This is a genomic window from Aquiflexum sp., from assembly GCF_041749095.1.
Lineage (GTDB): Bacteria > Bacteroidota > Bacteroidia > Cytophagales > Cyclobacteriaceae > Aquiflexum.
The window spans coordinates 1-3,026 of sequence record NZ_JBGTCA010000434.1 but is presented as its reverse complement, the minus strand read 5'-3'; the positions used below and the strand labels follow the sequence as shown (position 1 = coordinate 3,026).

4 protein-coding genes are annotated in these 3,026 nt (G+C 39.6%); 2 read left to right on the top strand and 2 right to left on the bottom strand.

Going from position 1 to position 3,026, the window contains the following annotated elements:
• Positions 1 to 117 (top strand): helix-turn-helix domain-containing protein (locus ACEW8O_RS20110; RefSeq protein WP_373496419.1); only part of this gene is annotated, 117 nt, incomplete at its 5' end.
• Between the two features lie 21 nt (positions 118 to 138).
• Positions 139 to 1,608, top strand: coding sequence for a sensor histidine kinase (locus ACEW8O_RS20105; RefSeq protein WP_373496418.1), 1,470 nt, complete (start codon positions 139 to 141; stop codon positions 1,606 to 1,608).
• Between the two features lie 186 nt (positions 1,609 to 1,794).
• On the opposite strand, the gene ACEW8O_RS20100 is transcribed toward ACEW8O_RS20105, so the two are convergent.
• Together ACEW8O_RS20100 and ACEW8O_RS20095 are read right to left on the bottom strand one after the other, a co-directional pair.
• Positions 1,795 to 2,241, bottom strand: coding sequence for a DM13 domain-containing protein (locus tag ACEW8O_RS20100; protein WP_373496417.1), 447 nt, complete (start codon positions 2,239 to 2,241; stop codon positions 1,795 to 1,797).
• 19 nt (positions 2,242 to 2,260) lie between these two features.
• Positions 2,261 to 2,914, bottom strand: coding sequence for a Crp/Fnr family transcriptional regulator (locus ACEW8O_RS20095; RefSeq protein ID WP_373496416.1), 654 nt, complete (start codon positions 2,912 to 2,914; stop codon positions 2,261 to 2,263).
• Positions 2,915 to 3,026 lie beyond the last annotated feature (112 nt).

Here is a 3,026-nt window from a genome sequence, read left to right as displayed (position 1 = left end):
CATACTGTCAATGCCCATATCAACCGGCTACGTTCCAAAATTGAACTGGATGCCAACAATCCCAATTATATCCTGACTACCTGGGGAATCGGGTATCGGTTCAACGATGAATGGTAAAATGGCCAAAATCAATTAGCTATGAAAAGTTTGTACTGGAGAATTACCCTGGCATTTACCCTGGTATTGTTGTTCGTGGGTTTTGCTTATATTTTGATCACCACACATGCTTCCAAAACCTATTTTCTAGAAACCACACAAAAACTCAATGCCTCTGTAGCAGAATATCTGGTAAAAGAGGCCCCTCCATTCGAAAATGGGGAAGTTTGTGAAGAATCCATGTCTGTAATCATGCATTCCATGATGGCTGTCAATCCCGGTATAGAAGTATTCCTATTGGATTCGATTGCTGAAATCCTTTCTTACGTGGTATTGGATTCCAAAGTGAAATTAAAAAGGGTGGATTTGGATCCCATTCATAAGTTTTTGGATTCCGGAGGCATAGCTTTCGTTTTGGGAGATGACCCACGGACAGGTAACTATCAAACCATTTTTTCTGCTACCGAAGTCAGAGAAGACGGGAAGCTTTTGGGTTACATTTATATCACATTGCTAAGTGAAAAATATGAGGAAATTTCTGCGGGACTTTTGGGCGATTACTGGCTCAAATTAACTCTGGAATCTTTCCTGATCACTTTGATTGTATCCCTATTAATCGGGCTGGCCCTGACAGCACTTTTGACCAAAAACCTCAGACATATAGTAAAAACCGTCAACCGATTCAAGGATGGTGACATGCATGCAAGGGTTCCCGAACTCAACACCAACTCTGAACTTAAGGTTATGGCCGCCACTTTCAATCAAATGGCTGATAATATTCTCCATCATATGGATGAATTGAAAAAAGTGGACAGCCTTAGAAGGGAATTGATTGCCAATGTATCCCATGACCTGAGAAATCCACTGGCCGTCATCAACGGTTATGTGGAAACACTGATGATCAAAGGAAATAATATATCGGAAGAAGAAAAAAACAAATATCTTCAAATCATTAACAATTCCACTGAGAAACTCACTAAGTTGGTTGCGGATCTTTTTGAACTCTCCAAACTGGAATCCGGACAGATGCAGCTGAAAACCGAGCCATTCAGGATACAGGAATTACTTTATGATGCCTGCATGAAATATGAATTGCTGGCCAAAGCTAAAAATATTGATCTGAAAGCAGAGATATCTCCTTCCCTCCCTGTGGTGGAAGCTGATCTGTACCTGATGGATAGGGTCATTCAAAACTTAATAGACAATGCTGTCAAGTATGCTCCCGAAAATGGGTTGATCACACTTACCGCATATTTTTGTAACAGGACCCACAAGGTATGTGTAAGCATCAAAAATTCCGGCAATGGTATTCCGCAAAAAGATCTGGATTTACTTTTTGACCGGTACTACATGGTGGATAAGGATCAAAAAAGAATTGAAGGGGCTGGATTGGGTCTTGCCATCGTCAAAAAAATACTCGAAATCCATGATTCAGATATCAAAGTCCTATCTGATTCCGCTACTTTTACGGAATTTGTCTTTGAGTTGGATCCCAAAGCTACTGTGGTTTGAGTTGGGCAGGAGTGGAATCTGATTTTGTCCAACTTTATCATCTTCGTTGTTCCACGGTGATTGTTAGGGATTTCCTGATAGATGATTGAACTTGGAAAATTGGAAAACAATATCTTTTAAACATTAGAAAAAAGGGATGAATTACTCATCCCTTCCATCCAACTTCACAAATCAATCCAACTCAGTCTATTCCAATAATGCATTCCCGAAAGGAATACCTGCCGCACCGCACCAGATTATTCCATGGGTAAATTTCTCATCAGGCAATCCGTTCAGTTCATAGAAATGTTCTCCCGGTGTGTTTACCCTTCCGATCAACTGAAAACTCCCGGCTTCATTGAGTCTTAAGCTCGAAGTCGTTGAGAGGTAAACAGTAACAGTACCAGTGGAAAATTTGGTGTTAAAATTTTCACTCAATCTCAAAAAATGCATTCCTGAATCACTCTGCACTATCTGAACCATACCGGTAGTGTTGGTGCCGCTTTGCCTGTTCAAAGTTCCTCCCTTAAGGATTTTAAAAGGCTCCATTATTTCAACACTGTTTTCATCGGGCATCCCACCCAGATTTTCGTTGCATGAGGATACCATCAACAGTAGCATCAAAATGAAAATAATCTTGTTTGTCGTTTCCATGAAATTATAGATTTTATTTTTATGAGTGTATGTTGTTTATATCCCGGAATAATATCCTGTCTCTGGTATAATAAATTTTACCCTGATTTCTCAGCACATTCATCTCTTTGGTAACTGTTTGCCTGCTAGTATCAGCCAGATGCGAAATATCCTCATGAGAAAGCCAGATTTTAAGCAGAACTTCATCACCGAATTTACTTCCCCCTCTTAAGGCCAAATCCCTCAAAGTTTCCCTGATTCTAAATGAGGCATCTTTTTTCAACAACAATTCATGCCTCTTCTCCACCCTTGATTTTTGCCTGAGGATAGTCGGTGCCAACTCAAGCAATGCTCTCGACTTCATCTGATCAATTAAACTGGTGATATCGAGTCTGTATATGCAGGTATTTTGGGTAAGGGCAAAGGAATTATCCTTAAAAATTACATCAGGATAAATCAAGCGGTCCCATTCTCCAAATATTTCCCCTTCAGTCAAAATTTGCAGAATTAGTTCATCCCCTTTTTCGGAAATTCTGGAAATTTTAACCGCTCCATTTTTCACAAGATATAAGTGATTGCACAAACCACCTTGAATGTATATTCCTTCAGATTTTTTAAACTTTCTAAAAGGGGTAAACATCAGGCATTGATGCACTTCCTCTTCGGTTTGCTGCTTTTTGATATTCAGATTCATTGTTGATGTGGCTTTAGATTGTAGAAAACCCCTATGCTCAAAACTCCGGCAGAGTAGATGTTTTTTCTGGAAAAAATCCAGTCGTTGAAATTTCTGTAATTGATACTCAGGT

What these genes read in the sequence shown, in the direction of transcription:
- ACEW8O_RS20100 (WP_373496417.1), bottom strand. Translation starts at nt 2,241, where the DNA reads ATGGAAACGACAAACAAGATTATTTTCATTTTGATGCTACTGTTGATG.
- ACEW8O_RS20105 (WP_373496418.1), top strand. Translation starts at nt 139, where the DNA reads ATGAAAAGTTTGTACTGGAGAATTACCCTGGCATTTACCCTGGTATTG.
- ACEW8O_RS20095 (WP_373496416.1), bottom strand. Translation starts at nt 2,914, where the DNA reads ATGAATCTGAATATCAAAAAGCAGCAAACCGAAGAGGAAGTGCATCAA.